This is a genomic window from Rhodococcus sp. BP-316, assembly GCF_019836105.1.
Lineage (GTDB): Bacteria > Actinomycetota > Actinomycetes > Mycobacteriales > Mycobacteriaceae > Rhodococcoides.
Window position 1 is genome coordinate 234,414 of the sequence record NZ_JABUEE010000005.1, and the last position, 18,161, is coordinate 252,574.

At 69.4% G+C, this 18,161-nt stretch carries 13 protein-coding genes; 9 read left to right on the forward strand and 4 right to left on the reverse strand.

What is annotated here, in order from left to right; genetic code table 11:
• Positions 1-114 precede the first annotated feature (114 nt).
• Genes HQ312_RS11900 through pucL form a run of 4 tightly spaced genes read left to right on the forward strand, consistent with a single transcriptional unit; the run spans position 115 to position 3,804 of the window.
• Complete coding sequence (locus tag HQ312_RS11900) at positions 115-2,019, forward strand: solute carrier family 23 protein (RefSeq protein ID WP_222638701.1); 1,905 nt, start codon at positions 115-117, stop codon at positions 2,017-2,019.
• Positions 2,020-2,049: 30 nt separating this feature from the next.
• Positions 2,050-2,559, forward strand: a complete 510-nt coding sequence (gene uraD, locus HQ312_RS11905; protein ID WP_222638783.1) for a 2-oxo-4-hydroxy-4-carboxy-5-ureidoimidazoline decarboxylase — start codon at positions 2,050-2,052, stop codon at positions 2,557-2,559.
• Positions 2,556-2,879, forward strand: a complete 324-nt coding sequence (gene uraH / locus HQ312_RS11910; protein WP_027503685.1) for a hydroxyisourate hydrolase — start codon at positions 2,556-2,558, stop codon at positions 2,877-2,879. The genes uraD and uraH overlap by 4 nt, the downstream gene beginning before the upstream one ends.
• A gap of 4 nt (positions 2,880-2,883) precedes the next feature.
• A complete protein-coding gene (pucL, locus tag HQ312_RS11915; RefSeq protein ID WP_222638702.1) occupies positions 2,884-3,804 on the forward strand; it encodes a factor-independent urate hydroxylase in 921 nt (306 codons plus the stop codon).
• On the opposite strand, the gene HQ312_RS11920 is transcribed toward pucL, so the two are convergent.
• Complete coding sequence (locus tag HQ312_RS11920) at positions 3,786-5,339, reverse strand: PucR family transcriptional regulator (RefSeq protein ID WP_222638703.1); 1,554 nt, start codon at positions 5,337-5,339, stop codon at positions 3,786-3,788. The two genes, pucL and HQ312_RS11920, sit on opposite strands and share 19 nt — an antisense overlap.
• A gap of 113 nt (positions 5,340-5,452) precedes the next feature.
• Here HQ312_RS11920 and HQ312_RS11925 point away from each other — a divergent pair, with 113 nt between their 5' ends.
• Genes HQ312_RS11925 through HQ312_RS11935 form a run of 3 tightly spaced genes read left to right on the forward strand, consistent with a single transcriptional unit; the run spans position 5,453 to position 10,366 of the window.
• Positions 5,453-6,850 carry an 8-oxoguanine deaminase gene (locus tag HQ312_RS11925; protein ID WP_308123879.1) on the forward strand — a complete coding sequence of 466 codons (1,398 nt, stop codon included), beginning with the start codon at positions 5,453-5,455 and terminating at the stop codon, positions 6,848-6,850.
• 4 nt (positions 6,851-6,854) lie between these two features.
• Positions 6,855-7,667, forward strand: coding sequence for a xanthine dehydrogenase family protein subunit M (locus HQ312_RS11930; RefSeq protein WP_222638704.1), 813 nt, complete (start codon positions 6,855-6,857; stop codon positions 7,665-7,667).
• Positions 7,664-10,366 carry a molybdopterin-dependent oxidoreductase gene (locus HQ312_RS11935; RefSeq protein ID WP_222638705.1) on the forward strand — a complete coding sequence of 901 codons (2,703 nt, stop codon included), beginning with the start codon at positions 7,664-7,666 and terminating at the stop codon, positions 10,364-10,366. The genes HQ312_RS11930 and HQ312_RS11935 overlap by 4 nt, the downstream gene beginning before the upstream one ends.
• Here the strand turns inward: HQ312_RS11935 and HQ312_RS11940 are convergent.
• The 3 genes from HQ312_RS11940 to HQ312_RS11950 all read right to left on the reverse strand — a co-directional run bounded on the left by HQ312_RS11940 (position 10,354) and on the right by HQ312_RS11950 (position 12,787).
• On the reverse strand, positions 10,354-10,818 hold the full coding sequence (locus HQ312_RS11940) for an Lrp/AsnC family transcriptional regulator (protein WP_027503691.1): 465 nt from the start codon (positions 10,816-10,818) through the stop codon (positions 10,354-10,356). The genes HQ312_RS11935 and HQ312_RS11940 overlap by 13 nt on opposite strands.
• Positions 10,819-10,852: 34 nt before the next feature.
• On the reverse strand, positions 10,853-11,563 hold the full coding sequence (locus HQ312_RS11945; protein ID WP_056447710.1) for a CPBP family intramembrane glutamic endopeptidase: 711 nt from the start codon (positions 11,561-11,563) through the stop codon (positions 10,853-10,855).
• 69 nt (positions 11,564-11,632) lie between these two features.
• Complete coding sequence (locus tag HQ312_RS11950; RefSeq protein ID WP_222638706.1) at positions 11,633-12,787, reverse strand: NAD(P)H-binding protein; 1,155 nt, start codon at positions 12,785-12,787, stop codon at positions 11,633-11,635.
• A gap of 71 nt (positions 12,788-12,858) precedes the next feature.
• On the opposite strand from HQ312_RS11950, the gene HQ312_RS11955 reads away from it, so the two are divergent.
• A complete protein-coding gene (locus tag HQ312_RS11955; protein ID WP_082042889.1) occupies positions 12,859-13,461 on the forward strand; it encodes a hypothetical protein in 603 nt (200 codons plus the stop codon).
• 137 nt (positions 13,462-13,598) lie between these two features.
• Positions 13,599-18,158 carry an ATP-dependent helicase gene (locus HQ312_RS11960; protein ID WP_222638707.1) on the forward strand — a complete coding sequence of 1,520 codons (4,560 nt, stop codon included), beginning with the start codon at positions 13,599-13,601 and terminating at the stop codon, positions 18,156-18,158.
• Positions 18,159-18,161 lie beyond the last annotated feature (3 nt).

Here is an 18,161-nt window from a genome sequence, read left to right on the forward strand (position 1 = left end):
GTGGCCCCGCATGGCGGAGTCTGATCGCACCGCACTCCGGTCACTCGCCGCCCTGCACCGTCGCAGGGCACCGCCTCAGGCCTTTTCGGCCCTCGCCTGGAACCAGGTCCACTCATGACTGTTCGCTCCGCCGTCACGCGGCGTCACCCCGTCGACGAGGTTCTCCCCGCCCACAAGCTGGCGGCCTACGGGTTCCAGCACGTCGTCGCGTTCTACGCGGGAGCTGTGCTGGTTCCGATCATCATCGGTGGGGCCATCGGGCTCACCAACGAGCAGTTGATCCACCTGATCAACGCCGACCTCTTCACGTGCGGGATCGCCTCGATCATCCAGGCGGTCGGCTTCCGGAAGATCGGCGTGAAGCTGCCGCTTCTGCAGGGCGTCACGTTCGCAGGTGTCAGCCCGGTCATCGCGATCGCGATGGCGAACGGCGGCGGGACCGAGGGCCTGCTGTACGTGTACGGCGCCGTCATCGTGGCGGGCCTGTTCACGTTTCTCATCGCCCCCTGGTTCAGCAGGCTGCTGAGGTTCTTCCCACCGGTGGTGACAGGGACGGTGATCGCCATCATCGGTATCGCCCTGCTGCCGGTGGCCGTCAACGACGCCGTCACGAATCCTGCGACCCACGAACAGGATCCGACGAACGGCCGCTGGATGGCCTACGCGATCGGCACGCTGGTGATCATCGTGCTGATCCAGCGATTCTTCCGCGGCTTCACCGCCACCATCGCCGTGCTGCTGGGACTCGTCATCGGCAGCGCCACCGCGTACGTGTTGGGCGACATGACGTTCGACGGTGTCTCCGAGGCGTCGTGGGTAGGGTTCACGCAGCCGTTCCTGTTCGGCGCGCCCAAGTTCAGTGTCATCGCCATCATCTCCATGATCGTGGTCCTGATGATCACGGCGGTCGAGTCGACGGGCAGCGTCTTTGCGACGGGTGAGATCGTCGGCAAGCGGATCACGAAGGACGACATCGCCGCCACCCTGCGTGCCGACGGCGTGGCCACCGTGATCGGCGGCTCCTTCAACTCGTTCCCGTACACGGCGTTCTCGGAGAACGTGGGCCTGGTGCGCCTGACTCGCGTGCGCAGCCGGTGGGTGGTTGCTGCCGCCGGTGTCATCATGATCGTCCTGGGCCTGCTGCCGAAGACGGCGGCGGTGGTCGCGTCCATTCCGTCACCCGTCCTGGGCGGCGCCGCGTTGGCGCTCTTCGCCACCGTGGCGGTCGTGGGCATCCAGACGCTGTCGAAGGTGGACTTCACCGACCACCGCAACCTCATCATCGTCGCGACGAGTCTCGGTCTGGCCATGCTGGTCACGATCCAGCCGACCGTATCGGAGGGTGTCCCGAGCTGGCTCGAGCTGCTGTTCTCGAGCGGCATCGTGCTGGGTGCGTTCACCGCGATCGTCCTCAACATCCTGTTCTTCCACGTGGGTGGCTCGCGCGGGGCGACGGTGGCGGGCTCCCCCGGCGACTCGATCACCCTCGACGCCGTCAACGAGATGAGCCTCGACGAGTTCTCGACGACGTTCGGCGACGTGGTGCAGGGATCGGACTGGGTGGTGCGTCGCGCGTACGAGCAACGTCCCTACGCGGATGCTCAGGCACTGCGGGAGGCATTCCAGGATTCCCTGCTCGCAGGCACCACGGAGGAGCAGGTCGAGCTGATCAGCGCCTTCCCCGATCTGGGCAGCGAGGACGACACCGGCACCGCGTTCGCCAAGGACCACGTCTCGCTCGCGCACCTCGGCGACGAGGAGCATCGCTCGGTTGTCGACCTCGCTACCGCCTACCGCGATCACTTCGGCTTCCCCCTCGTCATCTGCGCGGCCGAGACCGAGCACTACGACCGGGTGCTCGCCAACGGGTGGTCGCGGATGGAGAACTCACCGGGTGCGGAGCGGTCGTTCGCCATGATCGAGGTCGCGAAGATCGCGAACCACCGGTTCGACGACCTGGTCGCCGATGCGAATCCCATCGCCGCGGCGCGTTTCGGCAGACTGAACGACCTGTCCTGATCCCCACCACAGAAGGGAACGCTCGTGTTCCTGCACGAAGCACTCGGGCTCGACGGATTCAATCGGCTGTCCGATCGCGCCGCGATGCACGCCTTGTTCGAGTGCTGCTCGTCGTCCATCTGGGCGCGCCGGGTGGCCGTCGGTCGCCCCTTCGACAGCGCCGAGGCCCTCCTGGAACGCGCCGACAGCGAGTTGGAGGAACTGTCCGAGACGGAGATCGACCGCGCACTCGACGGTCATCCACGTATCGGCGCCTCGGTGACCGCCGGCTCGTCGTCGCAGCGCGAGCAAGCGGCCGTGAGCGAGGCGGACCAGGGCGTCAAGGACGCGCTCGCGGCGGGGAATCGGACCTACGAGGAGAAGTTCGGCCACGTCTACCTGGTGTGTGCGACGGGCCGCCCTGCGACGGAGCTTCTCGCTATCCTCACCGAGAGGCTCGACAACGATCCGGAGACGGAGAGGCGCGTGATGAGAACCGAACTGGCGAAGATCAATCGAATCAGGTTGACCCGCATGCTGACCGAGCGGACCGAACTGTGAGCGTCAGCACCCACGTCCTCGACGCGGTGCACGGGACACCGGCGACGGGGGTGGGTCTCGCGGTGGTCGACGAGCACGGCGACGTGGTCACCACCGGCATCACCGACGAGGAGGGGCGCGCCAAGGAACTGCTCCCGGACGACGCGGTGGCCGGTGTCTACACACTCGTGTTCGACACCGCCGCGTACTTCGAGCAGTCCGGGACGCAAACCTTCTACCCCGAGGTGTCCATCACCTTCACCGTCCTCGATGTCGATGCGCACCACCATGTTCCGCTGCTGCTGTCCCCGTTCGCGTACTCCACCTATCGAGGAAGCTGACCCCATGACCGATCTGACCGGGAACATCGTCCTGGGAGCCAACCAGTACGGCAAGGCCGAGAACCGGGTGGTGCGCATCTATCGCGACACCGCCCGCCACGAGATCCGGGACATCTCCGTGTCCTCGGCACTGCGGGGCGACTTCTCCGCCGCCCATCTCGTCGGTGACCAGGGCGCGGTCCTGCCGACGGACACCCAGAAGCAGACCGCGTACGCCTACGCGAAGGAGAAGGGCCTGCTGCATCTCGAGTCGTACGGCCTGGATCTGGCACGGCATTTCGTCGACGACGTCGAGCCGGTGACGGAGGCGCGGGTCGAACTCGAGGAGTACGCGTGGGAGCGTGTCACCGTGGACGGCCGCCCCCACGATCACACCTGGGTGCGCAAGGGCCAGGAGACGCGGGTCGCCTCGGTCACCGTGGGCGGCTCCGGAGCGGAGCAGAAGACCTGGGTCACTGCAGGTTTCAAGGATCTGATCATTCTGAAGTCGACGGGGTCCGAGTTCGCCGGCTTCCTCGAGGACTCCTACACCGTGCTCGCCCCGACTCATGATCGCGTCATGGCCACCTCGCTCGAGGCCCGGTGGCGCTACACCACCACCGACGTGGCGTGGGACGAGGTGTATGCCGGCGTCAAGGCAGTGATGATCGAGCAGTTCGCCACACTCCAGTCGCTCGCGTTGCAACAGACACTGTTCGCGATGGGACGCGCTGCGCTGGAGGCATTCCCGTTCATCGCGGAGCTCCGGATGAGTGCACCGAACAAGCACCACTTCCTGTACGACCTCGACCGGTTCGGTGTCGAGAACAACGGCGAGGTGTTCCACGCCGACGACCGTCCCTACGGGCTCATCCAGGCGACCGTCGAACGCGAGGACGCCCCCGACGCGGGATCCGCCTGGCGGGGTTACAGCGTCGTCGGCTGAGGCCCGAGCACGGCCAACGCGACGAAGACGTCGGTGCGGTCCTCCGTCGTCCCCAGGTCTCGGTCCGTCAGCGCCTCCACCCGTCCGATGCGGTACCGCACCGTGTTGACGTGCACGTGAAGGGCGTCCGCCGTGCGACTCCAGGAACCGTCGTGGTGCAGGTACGCCCGCAGCGTGTCCAGCAGTCCCGCGTCGGTGCGGCTGTCGTGGTCGAGTACCGCGCCGAGCACCCGCCGGGCATAGGCAGCGCGCAGTCCGTCCGGCACCACCGAGAGCAGGACGGCGGCCGATCCGGTGTCCGCGCTGGTCCGCACCGCGATGCGGTCGGCCGACGCCGCGGCGACCTCGCGTGCGTGTTGCGCCGACCGCACACATCCGACGAGGGCCGCGGCCTCGGACGCCGTACCCACGCCCACGGCGATCCGTCCGGCCACGGTGTCCTCGAGTCGCCGCAGTGCAAGGGCGAGATCGGCGGCCATGCGGGTGGACGTCCGACCGGGAGGTAGCCCGACGACACCGATCACGAGGTCCCCGTCGGTGACTCCCACACTCACCGCACCGTCGACCGACTCCCGCACTGCGTCGGTGAGCACCGCGGCCAGGACCTCGACAGGCATATCCGAAGTGGCGGCCAGCGCGACGACGTCTCCTGTCACGTCGACGCCGATCTGTCGAATGCGTTCCAGCGCCTGCCCTCCGGATCCGTCGACGAGGAGTTCGGCCGCGCGGTCGGCCATGGTGCGCAGCACCCGCGCGCCGTCGTCCACGCGCACGCGATCGAGGGCCGCGATGCTCGCCAGCTGACCGAGCGCTTCGAGAACCTGCCCGTCCATGCACTCGTGGTCACCGTCCACGACGAGGTACCACGCAGTCGCACGGTGACCGAAACTCGATCCGACGGGCAGCACGGACCGCACCGCGTTCTCGGTGACCAGGCGGCACGGAAGACTCTGCGCCGCAGCCCGTACGAGAGCGTCCACCACCTCCGTGGCCAACGGCTCGGCGGACACCACGGGCCGGCCCACCGCGGTGATGATCCGGCAGGTCACGCCCGTGTCCCGCGCCGTCTCGTGCGTGAGGTCCGCGAGCGCGCGTCCGTCGGTGACCGCGGTGAGCAATCGGTGCTGGCGGGCCAGACTGGCGGAGAGCCGCGCCACCCGATCGCCGGTCACCCGGCTGGTGACGGCATCGATGACGTCCGCGAACGCGACCGCTGACGGCACCGCCAGCAGCGGTAGCGAGTACTTCTCGCACGCACGCACCACGTCGTCGGGGACGGAACCGAACACTTCGTCGCCCGCCGCGAGCGCCACAGCGCCCGCAGCGACGACCGACCCCACGAAGGCATCGCTGTCCTCCGGCGCGCGGCGCCACACCATGCCGGTGACGACCAGCTCGCCGCCCACGATGTAGCGCGACGGGTCCGGCAGATCGGTCGCGAAGGCCCACCGCACGGTCCGACCGAGTTGGTCGTCGGTGCCGACGAGGCGCCGCAGCGCGAGTTCCGGTACGTCGAGCACGTCCTGGATCAGCACACCCGTTCACCCGCCCGCATCGTCGTTGGAGGATCCGACAGTAGGCGGCGCTCGTTTCGGCCACGTTTCGTCGGCGCGCGCCCTGCGCGGGTGGCCGACACGGTGTTGACTCGGTGACACAGCGAGGACAGGAGTACGACGTGCCGGACCGCATTCTCATCACGGGCGCCCACGTGATCACCGTGGATCCCGCCCGCTCCGAGTGGGCGGCGGGCTGGGTCCTGATCGAGGACGGGCTCATCGCGGCGCTCGGCGACGGGACACCGCCGCCGCGTCCCGACGGTCCGGAGGTCACCGTCATCGACGGCCGCGGTTGCGTCCTGACTCCCGGCCTCGTGAACACGCACCACCATCTCTATCAGTGGATCACCCGCGGTCTGGCCGCGGACTCGACGCTCTTCGAGTGGTTGACGACGCTGTATCCCGTGTGGGCCGGCATCGACGCCGACTCGGTCCGCGTCGCGGCGACGGGTGGGCTCGCTCGGTTGGCCGCGACCGGATGCACCACCACCACCGACCACCTCTACGTCTTCCCCCACGACGGCGGCGACGTGTTGGGCGCAGAGATCGACGCCGCGAGGACGGTCGGTCTGCGGTTCCACCCGACGCGCGGATCGATGGACCTGGGACACAGTCAGGGTGGTCTGCCGCCGGACAGCGTCGTGGAGTCGCTCGATGCGATCCTGGCCGCGAGCAGCGCCGCGGTCGACCGCTGGCACGACCCGTCCTTCGGATCGATGCTGCGCATCGCTCTCGCACCGTGCTCGCCGTTCTCCGTCACCGGCGACCTCCTTCGCGAATCGGCGACGCTGGCGCGCGAGCTCGGCGTCCGGTTGCACACACACCTCGCCGAGACCCTGGACGAGGAGGAGTTCTGCCGCAGCAACTTCGGCATGACGCCCGTGCAGTACATGGAATCGGTCGGCTGGGTCGGCGACGACGTCTGGTACGCGCACGCCGTGCATCTCGACGACGCCGCGATCGCGACCATGGCGGCCACCGGAACCGGGGCGGCCCACTGCCCCACGTCCAACGCGCGGCTGGGCGCCGGTATCGCCCGAGCGCGCGATCTGATCGACGCGCGGGTTCCCCTGGGGCTCGGCGTCGACGGTGCCGCCAGCAACGAGTCCTGCAGCATGCTCGAGGAGGCGCACCACGCGGCACTGTTCGCTCGGGCGCGCGGCGGACCCCGCGCCATGACCGTGCGCGAGAGCCTCGACCTCGCGACACTCGGCGGTGCCCGAGTCCTCGGGCGCGAGAACGAGATCGGCTCGCTGGAGGTGGGGAAGCTCGCCGATCTGGCGCTGTGGCGCATCGACGGCGCCGCCCACGCCGGCATCACCGACCCCGTCGCCGCGTTGGTACTGGGCGACCGGCCGCCCCTCGAACGGCTCCTCGTGCACGGGCGGGTGGTGGTCGAGAACGGGGTGGTGGTCACCGTCGACGAGGAGACAGTGGCCCGGGACGTGGCGGCGGCGCACACGGCGCTGCTCACGAAGGCCGGGCGGTGATTCCGTGGACCTGAACACCGTGCGCGAGGTCGTCCGGGCTCGTACGCGGGGCGATCTCTCGGTCATCGACGGCGGCACCGCCGTGGTGGCAGGTGGGACGTGGGTATTCTCGGAACCGCAGGTGGGGGTGCACCGACTGGTCGATCTGACGGACCTCGGCTGGGAACCCGTCGTCGTCGGTGAGGGGCTGGAGATCGCCGCGACGTGCACCGTGGACACGCTGCGTCGGATGTCGTGGCCGCCGCGGTGGCCGGACCTCGAGTCGCTGGTGGCCCTCTGCTCCGACGCGTTGCTCGCGTCGTTCAAGGTGCAGCAGTTCGCCACGGTCGGTGGGAACATCGCCCTCGGACTTCCCGCGGGATCCATGACCTCGCTCTGTTCGGCGCTCGACGGCGTCGCGGTGATCTGGACCCCCGACGGTCACGAACGGCGCGTGCCCGTCGCGGCGCTGGTCACCGGACCCCAGCGCACGTCGCTCGCACCGGGCGAGGTGATACGCAGCATCGAGATCGACGACGCCGTTCTGCGCTCCCGATTCGCCTGCCGCAGAATGTCCTTGGCACCTCGCGGGCGCTCCGGCGCCGTCGTGATCGGTCGCCGGGACGCCGACGGATCGTGCGTCCTCACCGTCACCGCTTCGACGTGCCGCCCACACCAGCTGCGACTCGAGGCAGTGCCGCACGCCGAGGACGTGGCCGCGCTGCTGGACGCCGCGATACCCGCCGACCAGTGGTACGACGACGTGCACGGGGCGCCGGACTGGCGACGCCACGTGAGCGGCGTGCTGGCACAGCAGATCTGCGAGGAGCTGGCATGAGAGTGGGAGTCAACGGGGAGACCGTGGAGATGTCGCCGCGACCGGGCCAGTGCCTGCGCACGGCCCTGCGCGACATCGGACGGTTCGAGGTGAAAAAGGGGTGCGACGCGGGCGACTGCGGCGCGTGCTCGGTGCTGCTGGACGGTGCCGCCGTCCAGTCGTGCATCGTTCCGGCCTACCGCGCCGACGGTCGGGAGGTCACCACGGTGGCCGGGCTGGGCACGCCGGACGACCTGCATCCGATGCAGCAGCGATTCGTCGACGCCGCCGGATTCCAGTGCGGTTTCTGCACGGCCGGCATGATCGTCACCGCCGCCGCCCTCACCGACGAGCAGACCGAGGATCTGGACACCTCGCTCAAGGGAAACCTGTGTCGCTGCACGGGGTATCGGGCGATCACCGACGCGGTCACGGGTGTGCGCACCATCGAGAAGTCCACCGAGGGACCGGCGTGCGGACGCTCCGTCGCCGCACCGGCCAGCGCTCGCGTCGTCACGGGAACGGAGCCCTACACGCTCGACGTCGCGATGCCGGGTCTACTGCATCTGTCGGTGCTGGGGAGCCCCCACGCCCGTGCGCGCATCGTCTCGATCGACACGTCGGCCGCGCTGGCCGTCGAGGGTGTGGTCGCGGTGCTCACCCACGAGGACGCGCCGCCCGTCGCCTTCTCCACCGCACGCCACGAGTCACGGGACGACGATCCCGACGACACTCTCGTTCTGGATCGCGAGCTCCGCTACGTCGGGCAGCGGGTGGCGGCGGTGATCGCCGAGTCGGTGGCCGCCGCGGAGGAGGGCAGACGGCGCCTCGTCGTCGAGTACGAGGTGCTGCCCGCCGTGCTGCATCCCGCGGACGCGCTCGCACCGGGAGCCCCGATCGTCCACGCCGGCAAGGGTCCCGAGGCCAGGATCGCGGACGTCGAGCGCAACGTCGTGGCCGAGGTGAGCGGTACGACCGGCGACGTCGAGGCGGGCCTGGCGGCCGCGGACGCCGTGGTGACCGGAACGTGGCGCACCGCCCGCGTGCAGCACACTCACCTCGAGACGCACGGTGCGATCGCCTGGTTCGCCGAGGACGGGCGCCTGACCGTCCGCACGAGCTCGCAGGTCCCGTTCCTCGTACGGGACGAGCTGTGTCACATCTTCGACCTCGATCCGGACACCGTGCGGGTGTTCACGACGCGGGTCGGTGGCGGGTTCGGCGCCAAACAGGAGATGCTCACCGAGGATCTCGTGACGCTCGCCGCTCTGACGGTGCGTCGACCGGTACAGCTCGAGTTCTCCCGTGCCGACCAGTTCACCGTCGCGCCCTGTCGGCATCCCATGGAGGTGTCGGTCACCGCAGCCGCCACGGCCGACGGCACGCTCACCGCGCTGACCCTCGACGTGCTGAGCGATGCCGGCGCCTACGGCAACCACAGTCCCGGTGTGCTGCACCATTCCACCGACTCGATCGCCCTCTACCGCTGCGCGGCCAAGCGCGTCGAGGCGAGAGCGGTGTACACGAACACGATTCCGTCCGGCGCGTTCCGCGGATACGGCGTCGGGCAGACCGGTTTCGCCGTCGAGTCGGCGCTCGACGAGTTGGCGCACCGATTGCACATCGATCCGATCGAGTTCCGGCGTCGCAACGTCGTCGTGCCGGGTGATCCGTTCGTCGCCGCGCACGTCCTCGACGGCGACCTCCTGTTCGGCAGTTACGGACTCGACCAGTGCCTCGATCTCGTGGACGAGGCACTCACCGAGCCCGGATCGCCGGCGCCCGACGGATGGCAGGTGGGCGTCGGCGTGGCCATCGGCATGAATGCCACCGTGCCGCCGCGCGGCCACGTCTCCGACGCGTCGATCACCGCTCTGCCCGGAGCGCGCTACCTGGTGCGCGTCGGCACCGCCGAGTTCGGTAACGGCACCACGACGGTGCACGGTCAGATCGCGGCGTCGATCCTGAACACGACCGTCGACCGCATCGAGATCGCACAGTCCGACACCGACGTCACCTCCCACGACACGGGCGCCTTCGGGTCGGCGGGCACGGTGGTCGCCGGCAAGGCTGTCGCACTCGCCGCGGAGTCGTTGCGCGAGCGCATCATCGGTGCCGCATCGAGCCTGACCGGATCGCTGCCGACGCAGGGCGTGCTCGGTCCGGAGGGCGTCACGGTGGACGGCGCACTGTGCTCCCTCGACGAGATCGTCGCGGCCCACGACGGACCGTTGGCGGCGGACGGGTACCACGGCGGATCGCCTCGCTCGGTGGTGTTCAACGTCCACGGGTTTCGGGTCGCGGTCGACCCCGGGAGCGGCCGCGTCGCGATCCTGGACTCCGTGCAGGCCGTCGACGCCGGCACGGTGATGAATCCGGTGCAGTGCCGTGGGCAGGTGGAAGGTGGTGTGGCGCAAGCGCTGGGCGCGGCGCTGTACGAGGAGATGCGGCTCGACGAGACGGGGCACGTGACCACAGCGTCGCTACGGAACTACCACATCCCGCAACTCGCCGACGTTCCGACGACCCGAGTGTTGTTCGCGGACACCTATGACGCGCTCGGGCCGCTGGGTGCCAAGTCGATGAGCGAGTCTCCGTACAACCCCGTCGCACCGGCGTTGGCCAATGCCGTCACGGACGCCGTCGGCGTACGGCCGCACGCACTGCCGATGTCGGCGGACCGCGTCTGGAGAATGCTGCAGCGCGATCAGGAGTCGTAGAAGGTCTGCAGAATGATGGTGCTGCGGGTCTGCACGTTGGCAGTGGTCCGGATCTGCTGCAGGAGTCGCTCGAGATCCCGCGGTGACGCGACGCGGACCAGCAGCACATAGCTGTCCTCCCCCGCCACGGAATGGCACGCCTGCACCTCGGGCAGCGGCCGCAGACGCGCGGGCGCGTCGTCGGGCGCCGTCGGATCCAAGGGGGTGATGGCCACGAACGCCGACAGTGGCTGGCCGATGGCCTCCCGATCGACGCGCGCGGTGTATCCGAGGATCACCCCGGACGACTCGAGCCTGCGCACTCGTGACTGCACGGCCGAGACCGAGAGGCCCGCCCGCTCCGCGAGGTGAGCGAGAGTCGCGCGGCCGTCGGTGATCAGTTCCTCCACCAGCACGCGATCGGTGGCGTCCAGATCATCCGAGCGGACGGACTTGCCTCGTGCACCGGTCATGGGCGCTACCCTGCCACGTCCCGATCGGGCAGCGTCAGGCGAACAGTGGTGGCATGGCGAAGACCATGACCGTCGACCACGCGACGTGCGTCAGGATCGGCGCGAGAATGCCGCCGGACGCCCGGCGTTCGAGTCCCAGCACGAAACCGAGGGTGATGGCGGCGAAGCCGAGCATCGGGTTGCCCGTGGCCAGAGTGGCGATGGTGTAGACGATCGTCGAGATGACGACCGGCCGCTTCACGCCGATGGCCGAGAACAGAGCGCCGCGGAAGAAGATCTCCTCGGCGACCCCGTTGAACAGCGTGATGAAGACGATGAGCGCGAGCGGTCCGACGCGGGCGTGATCGAGGACGTTGGCCGTGAAGTCCCGCAGCGGCGGGATCTCCCGCACGACCAGTGCGCCGAGGATGAACACGCCACCCGCGGCCAGACCGATCGCGATCGGCGTGATGATCGGCCGCCGCAGGGTCCCGCGGAAGTTGATGCGACCGAGGTGCAGTGGCCCGGACAGGAACCCACCGACGATCCACACCAGGGCCAGAGCGATGGTCAGCGTGTAGAACATGGGGTCGCCGGGCTCGGTCGACAGCGACACTCCCAGCAGCGTCGCGCCCACGACGAGCACGACCGCCACGATGATGCGCCGCCGTAGGAAGGCGCGATCGGTCTCGTGATGGTCGCGGTCGACCTTGTCCACCAGCGCGTTGCGCACGATGGATTCGGCCCTCATCTGCCAGGACACCATGAAGTACTCCTCCGGCTCGTCGAACCTGTCGGTCGTGTCGGAACTTGCGGTCTGTGAACGAGAGACCGACTAGAACTTCAGAAGAGACCGTACCCGGGACGAGACCGCGGCAACCACGTCCAGATTGGTCCGGACGACCGGAGCGACGGGCCACGAGTAGAGCACCGCGCCGATGCCGAGTGCCTCGGCGAGCTTCCACCCGTCCTCGCTCAGCAGTTCGGCGCCGCGGCGGCGAATGCTGCGGACGTCGCCGCCGGTCCACTCCGCGTCCGAGGACACCAGGCGCAGCGAGTCGGGCGTCGTGGCCAGGCCGCGGGTGGCGCTCGCGCCGAGCAGGCTTCGGCGCATGGCGTCGTCGACGTCGGTGAGACCGCCCTCGGGCTCGGGGACGAACTCCGAGATGCGGTTCTCCGAGGCGGTCATCGAGTTCACGAGAGACTGCACCAGGTCGTCGGCGAGCAGTCCCGGAACCGGGATCAGTCGGCCGATCACGAGAGCCGCGAGCTTGGTCGGGATGCCCGGGGTGGGCACACCCAGACGATGCAGCTCGGCGGCGCGGACGTAGGCGAAGACGAGGTCCTTGTACGGAAGGATCTCGGGGCCCGCGATGTCGTACGCGTCGGCGGGCACGTCGGGTGACGCGCACGCGAGGAGATAGTGCACGACGTCGTCGACGGCGATCGGCTGGACCGGCTTGCTCAACCAGCTCGGGAGCGGCAACACCGGGAGTCGGTCGGCAAGGTACCGAATCATCTCGAAGGACGTCGATCCGGCGCCGATGACGATGGCGGCGCGCAGCCACACCACCTCGATGCCGTCGATCGTGAGCGCCTCGCCCACCTCGGCGCGGCTCGCGAGGTGCTCGGACAGCTTCTCGCCCTCGGGGACGAAGCCACCGAGGTAGACGATGCGGCGGACACCCGCGGCGCGTGCCGCCTCCGCGAAGTGCCGCGCGGACGCGAGGTCGGTGGCCCGGTAGCCGGATTCCCCGATGGCGTGCACCAAGTAGTACGCGACGTCGATGTCCTCCGCGGACAGCGCCTCGGCGCACGACTCGGCGTCGGTCACGTCGAGTCGCACGGCCCGCACGTCGTCGTGCCAGTCGAAGGCGGTCAGCCTCTCCGGCGTGCGCGAGCCCACGACGACGCTCTCGTCGGCCGACACGAGCGCGTCGACGAGGCGAGAACCGATGTAGCCGCTGGCCCCGGTCACGAAAGCAGTCATGTTCTCGACATTACGGGTGCGGTGCGCTCGCATACCGCCGCGTGAGGGGCGTCACCGTGCAGACTGTGCTCATGGCCGACGTGGATCGACACCGAGCACCCGACAACGATCTGTCGGTGCGCACCGTCCGGCTGCCCGTACCGTCACTCGGCAACATGCTCGGACTCGCACGCGGCACCGTGCTCTGGTCGCTCGACACCGTCGCGTTCGTCGCCCAGCTGCCCCGGCGCATCGACGACCTGTTCGTGCGTGTCGACGAGGTGATCGCCGCCATCGAGCGCATCACCGACCAAGCTCAGACCGTCATCGGCAAGGTCTCGGCCACCACCGAGGACGCGCAGGGCGTCATCGTCGGGGCGGAGTCGGCCTCGTCCAAGGCGCTGGCGATGATCTCGGAGCTCGAACCGATCACCGAGCGCGCGATTCCGCTGGGCCGCACCTTCGTGGACAACTTCTCCGAGGCCGAGGTTCAGGCGGCCGTGAAGCTCGTGGACCAGCTGCCGGAGCTGGTGCAGCGGATGGAGGGCATCATGCCGATCCTCGCCACGCTCGACACGGTGTCCCCCGAGATTCACGAATTGCTCGAGGTGACCAAGGACGTGCGCAAGGCCGTCATCGGTATCCCGGGTTTCAAGTTCTTCCGCAATCGCGGCGAGGAACGCCTGCACGACTGATCGTCGCGCCGCCACACCTCGCGAGTACGTCCAGAGTGCTGTGATCCCGGCCTTCTCAGCGACCTCATCGACGTACTCGCGGGGGGTGGGGACGCGCATCCGGCGACCGTGTCAGGGGGTCCGTGCACTATGGAGAGGTGAAGAACCCTCCCACTCCGGCACCGGAGGACGTGCTCGCGCGATTCACGGCTCCGACGCGGGCGTGGTTCGACGGCGCCTTCCCCGCGCCCACCGCCGCTCAGCTCGGCGCGTGGGACTCCATCTCCAGCGGCGCGCACACCTTGGTCGTCGCTCCCACCGGCTCCGGCAAGACCCTGTCCGCGTTCCTGTGGGCGCTGGACAAGCTGGTCAGCCGTGCTCCCGAGGACACGGCACCCGGCACCCGCGTGTTGTACGTCTCGCCGCTGAAGGCGCTCGCGGTGGACGTCGAGCGCAACCTGCGCGCTCCCCTGGTCGGCATCACCCAGACGGCCAAGTTGCAGGGAGTCGCGCCGCCGGAGATCTCGGTGGGCGTGCGGTCCGGCGACACCAGCCCCGCCGACCGTCGTCTGATGCTCAAGACGCCGCCGGACATCCTCATCACGACACCCGAGTCGTTGTTCCTGATGCTGACGTCCGCGGCACGCGAATCACTCGAGCGTGTCGACACCGTCATCGTCGACGAGGTGCATGCCGTCGCCGGCACCAAACGCGGCGCGCACCTGGCGCTGTCGCTGGAGCGGCTCGACGCGAGGTTGGACAAGCCCGCTCAGCGCATCGGGCTCTCCGCCACCGTCCGTCCGCACGAGGAGGTGGGACGCTTCCTCACCGGGTCCGCACCCATCAGCATCGTGTGCCCGCCGTCACCGAAGACGTTCGACCTCTCGGTGCGCGTTCCGGTGGAGGACATGACGGAACTCGGCACCACCGAGCCGCAGGAGGGGTCCGCGTCGGCCGCCCCGCAGCAGGGGTCCATCTGGCCGCATGTCGAAGCGCAGATCGTCGACCTCGTCCTGGAGCACCGGTCGTCCATCGTCTTCGCCAACTCCCGACGGCTCTCGGAGCGACTCACCGCCCGCCTCAACGAGATCTACGCCGAACGCCTCGGTGACGGCGCCCCCGTGGATCACGCACCGCCCTCCCAGATCGGCGCGTCCGGCGACGTCGTCCACGGTGCCGAGCCGCTGCTGGCCCGGGCGCACCACGGCAGCGTGAGCAAGGATCAGCGCGCGCTCATCGAGGACGATCTCAAGTCCGGCCGCCTCCGCTGCGTCGTGGCCACCAGCAGCCTCGAACTCGGGATCGACATGGGCGCAGTCGATCTGGTGGTGCAGGTCGAGGCGCCGCCGTCCGTTGCCAGTGGTCTGCAGCGCGTCGGTCGCGCCGGCCACCAGGTCGGCGAGATCTCCCGCGGCGTGCTGTTCCCGAAGCACCGCACCGACCTGATCCACTGTGCTGTCACCGTGCAGCGCATGACAGACGGGCACATCGAGGCGCTGAAGGTGCCGGCCAATCCGCTCGACATCCTGGCCCAGCACACCGTGGCGGCGTGCGCGCTCGAACCCATCGACGCCGACGAGTGGTTCGACATGGTCAGGCGCACCGGCAATTTCGGGTCGCTCCCCCGGTCCGCCTACGAGTCCACGCTGGACCTGCTGTCGGGAAAGTACCCGTCCGACGAGTTCGCCGAGCTGCGGCCGCGTTTGGTCTGGGACCGCGACGGCGGGTCGCTCACCGGTCGCCCCGGCGCTCAGCGCCTTGCGGTCACCTCGGGCGGCGCCATCCCCGACCGCGGATTGTTCGGCGTCTTCATGGTCGGCGAGAAGGCCAGCCGCGTCGGCGAACTGGACGAGGAGATGGTCTACGAATCCCGCGTCGGAGACGTCTTCGCCCTCGGTGCCACCAGTTGGCGCATCGAGGAGATCACCCACGATCGGGTTCTCGTCAGCCCGGCCTACGGGCAGCCCGGCCGACTGCCGTTCTGGCACGGTGACGGACTCGGTCGCCCGGCCGAACTGGGCGAGGCACTGGGCGCGTTCCTGCGCGAGTCGTCGGACGACGACGCGCTGCGCGGCCGGCTGCAGGAGAGCGGGCTCGACGTCAACGCGGTGAACAACCTGTCCGCTCTGCTCACCGAGCAGCGCACGGCGACGGGCCACATGCCCACCGATCGCACGTTGGTCGTCGAACGGTTCCGCGACGAGCTGGGCGACTGGCGTCTGGTGCTGCACTCCCCGTACGGCCAGCAGGTGCACGCACCGTGGGCCCTGGCCATCGGCGCCCGCCTCATCGAGCGGTACGGCATCGACTCGCAGCCCACGGCGTCCGACGACGGCATCATCGTGCGCCTCCCGGACACCGACGACGAGCCGCCGGGCCCGGACCTGTTCGTCTTCGAGAAGGACGAGATCACCGACATCGTCACCGAGCAGGTCGGTGGCTCCGCCCTGTTCGCGTCGCGGTTCCGTGAATGTGCCGCGCGCGCACTGCTTCTGCCCCGCCGCAATCCGGGCAAGCGAGCGCCGCTCTGGCAGCAGCGTCAACGCGCCGCGCAGCTTCTCGACGTGGCCAAGAAGTACCCCACGTTCCCCATCCTGCTCGAGACGGTGCGCGAGTGCCTGCAGGACGTGTACGACCTGCCCGCACTCGAGGACCTGTGTGTGCGGATCGCGCGTCGCCAGATCCGCATCGTCGACGTCGAGACCGACTCCCCGTCACCGTTCGCCACCTCGTTGCTCTTCAGCTACGTCGGCCAGTTCATGTACGAGGGCGATTCCCCGCTCGCCGAGCGTCGTGCTGCTGCACTGTCTCTCGACGCCTCGCTGCTGGCGGAGCTGCTCGGACGCGTCGAACTGCGCGACCTGCTCGACGGCGACGTCGTCACCGACACCGAGCTCGAACTGCAGCGCCTCGTCGACGACCGCAAGGCCCGCGACGCTGAGGGCGTGGCAGACCTGCTGCGCCTGCTCGGCCCGCTCACGACGGCGGAGATCGAGGCACGCATCGAGTCGCCCGGCTCCGCAGCGCAGTGGGCCGGCGAGCTCACCGCGGCACGCCGTGCCCTCGAGGTCTCGTTCGCCGGGTCGCAGTGGTGGGTCGCCATCGAGGACGCCAGCAGACTGCGTGACGCGCTGGGTGTCCCGTTGCCCATCGGCACGCCCGCAGCCTTCATCGAGCCCGTCGAGGATCCGCTCGGCGATCTCGTGAGCCGCTACGCCCGCACCCACGGTCCGTTCTCGGTCGCGGACGTCGCCGGCCGCTTCGGCATCGGGTCGGCGGTCGCCCGTGACGTGCTGCTGCGCCTCGTCGCCCAGAAGCGGGTGGTGGAAGGTGAATTCCGGCCCGGCGGTTCCGGCAGTGAGTGGTGTGACGCCGAGGTGCTGCGCAGGCTCCGCCGGCGTTCGCTCGCCGCCGCACGCCAGGACGTCGAACCCGTGTCCACCGGTGTCCTCGGCCGCTTCCTTCCGCGTTGGCAGCACGTCGGTGGCACCCTGCGTGGGCTCGACGGTGTGGCGACGGTCGTCGACCAGCTCGCCGGCGTCCCGGCTCCTGCCTCGGCCTGGGAGTCGCTGATCCTGCCCCAGCGTGTCCGGGACTACTCCCCCGCGATGCTCGACGAGCTGACCGCTACCGGCGAAGTCGTGTGGTCCGGCCACGGCGCGATCTCCTCGAAGGACGGGTGGATCTGCCTCCATCCCGCCGACGCCGCACCGGTGACGCTGCCGCCTGCGAAGGACGATGAACTGACGGACTTGCAGCAGACCGTGCTGCAGGTGCTCTCGGGCGGCGGCGCGTACTTCTTCCGACAGCTGTCCGACACCGTCGGGCAGCTGCACCAGACCGAGTCCGGCGCCCCTGCCGACGACACGACTCTGGTTGCGGCACTGTGGGATCTGGTGTGGACCGGGCACCTGACCAACGACACGTTCGCTCCGCTGCGCGCTCTGCTGCACGGCACCACCCGTTCCGCGCCGAGCCACCGCCCGGCGCGGCGCTCACCGCGAGCACGGTCCTACCAACGTTTCGCGCGACCGTCCCTCCCGACTCGCACGGGCCCGCCCTCCGCGGGTGGCCGGTGGGCACTGCTCCCGGAGGCGGAGTCCGACCCCACCATCCGGGCACATGCCACCTCGGACATCCTGCTCGAGCGGTACGGCGTTGTGACCCGCGGTTCCGTCATGAACGAGGGCGTCCCCGGCGGCTTCGGCGGGGTCTACAAAGTCCTGACCGGCTTCGAGGACAGCGGCCGCGCGCGACGCGGGTACTTCGTCGACTCGCTCGGCGGCGCCCAGTTCTCCACCTCGGACGTCGTCGACCGACTGCGAAGCGAGTCCGAACGGCCCGTCGGGGCCGTGGCCCTCGCCGCCACCGACCCCGCTAATCCGTACGGCGCCGCGCTGCCCTGGCCGAAGAGTCCCGTGGATGCAGCGTCGGGCCACCGCCCCGGGCGCAAGGCCGGCGCTCTCGTCGTCATGGTGGACGGCGAACTCGTGCTCTACGTCGAGCGCGGCGGCAAGACGGTGCTCACCTTCACCGAGGAGCGCGACGTGCTTGTCACCGCCGCGTCGGCTCTCGTGTCGTTGGTGACCACCAGGTCCGTCGACAAGCTGGTGATCGAACGCACCGACGGGAGCGACATCCACGGCTCCGTCTTCGCGACGATCCTCACCGAGGCGGGCTTTTCGGCGACGCCGCGTGGCCTCCGGATCAGGGCCTGATCC

Bases quoted from the DNA above. Each gene is read 5' to 3' on its own strand.
- HQ312_RS11945 (WP_056447710.1), bottom strand. From the start codon at position 11,563: ATGGTGTCCTGGCAGATGAGGGCCGAATCCATCGTGCGCAACGCGCTG.
- HQ312_RS11940 (WP_027503691.1), bottom strand. From the start codon at position 10,818: ATGACCGGTGCACGAGGCAAGTCCGTCCGCTCGGATGATCTGGACGCC.
- HQ312_RS11900 (WP_222638701.1), top strand. From the start codon at position 115: ATGACTGTTCGCTCCGCCGTCACGCGGCGTCACCCCGTCGACGAGGTT.
- HQ312_RS11950 (WP_222638706.1), bottom strand. From the start codon at position 12,787: ATGACTGCTTTCGTGACCGGGGCCAGCGGCTACATCGGTTCTCGCCTC.
- HQ312_RS11955 (WP_082042889.1), top strand. From the start codon at position 12,859: ATGGCCGACGTGGATCGACACCGAGCACCCGACAACGATCTGTCGGTG.
- HQ312_RS11935 (WP_222638705.1), top strand. From the start codon at position 7,664: ATGAGAGTGGGAGTCAACGGGGAGACCGTGGAGATGTCGCCGCGACCG.
- pucL (WP_222638702.1), top strand. From the start codon at position 2,884: ATGACCGATCTGACCGGGAACATCGTCCTGGGAGCCAACCAGTACGGC.